The sequence below is a fragment of the Ruegeria sp. AH12 genome, assembly GCF_056541465.1.
Genome location: NZ_JBQFYL010000062.1, coordinates 1 through 1,288, shown reverse-complemented (window position 1 = coordinate 1,288; position 1,288 = coordinate 1). Strand labels below are relative to the sequence as shown.

The following is a 1,288-nucleotide window of genomic DNA, read 5'->3' as shown; positions in this document are numbered from 1 at the left end:
TCATGCTTGTCACCGGTTTGTTCACCGAATCCAGCTGGTGGCTGCTGGAAACATTTCCGGCTTTGGCAAACCTCGGTTAACCCTCTGGCTTTAAACACGGATGGATAGACGCCAGGTCTTACCTTGGCGTCAACGCTGCGCTAATCTTTGGCGCAGAGGGCCGGGTAATGAGCAGTCAGCAATCCAATCCGCAGGTGCGCAAACGCCGGGTGTTTTACATTCCCGGCTACGACCCGATTCATCCGCGCCGATATCGAGAGCTCTACCGCAAAGAGGGGGGCGCCCAGGCTGAGATATCGGGATACCAGATCGATATTAGCGCTAGGACGGGCGAAGGTCCCTACGGCTGGCAGGTGACTTCTCAGCAGGACGGCAGTCCTGTTGATGCAGATGTTCAGGTTCTGGTCTGGTCGGATATCGTGCGTGACAGCATGGCTCAATCGATACCGGCAACCTATCTGCAACTGGCGAGAACCGCCTGGATATATATCTCGACCGGTACGCTTTGGCGGCTGATGCAGCTGCGCAAGGGGCCCGTAATTGCGGCGCTATACCCGGTGGCAATGCTGCTGCTGCAGCTTTTTGCATCGTTGTTGATTGCTTGGGGTTTAGTCTCTGTATTGAAACCACTCGTTGGGTGGTGGTCTTTGGTACCTGCTGCCGGGGTAATCTATGCTCTGATGCAATGGTTCCGAAAGATCGATAATCGACTATTCGCTTATTACCTTATGCATGACTATGCCCACTCGGCGAAGCTATACGGCGCGTATTCGCAAGATCTGCAATCGAGGCTGCGGGAGTTTTCTGACCTGATCACCGAGACGCTGGACACAGACACCGATGAGGTGCTGGTCGTGGGTCACAGCTCTGGCGCCCATCTTGGTGTGTCGGTGTTGGCAGATGTTTTACGACGACGGGGCGGTGTACAGGATAAGCCAGTCTTATCCTTTCTGACCTTGGGACAGGTGGTGCCAATGGTTTCGTTTCTACCGCAGGCACACACGCTTCGCGCTGATCTTAAATATCTATCCGAACGCGCGGATATGACTTGGATCGATGTCTCTGCACCGGGAGATGGCTGCGCGTTTGCGTTGTGCGATCCGGTCGCGGTCAGCGGCGTCGCTGGCCCCAAAAAATGCGGGCCGCTGGTTCTTTCTGCCGCCTTCACCCAAACACTGTCCCCCGCGCGATGGCAGCAATTGCGTTGGCGCTTTTTTCGCCTGCACTTTCAATATCTTTGTGCGTTCGATCAACCTGGACTTTATGACTATTTCCGCATCACCGCAGG

The 1,288-nt window shown here is 55.2% G+C and carries 1 protein-coding gene and 1 pseudogene; both read left to right on the top strand.

The annotated features are described in order from the left end of the window. A pseudogene (locus ACR0EL_RS21585) lies at positions 1-80 on the top strand (cytochrome c biogenesis protein CcdA); the annotation flags it as partial. 87 nt (positions 81-167) lie between these two features. Continuing rightward, positions 168-1,288: hypothetical protein (locus tag ACR0EL_RS21580; RefSeq protein ID WP_480502224.1), on the top strand; the 1,121-nt coding region annotated here is incomplete at its 3' end.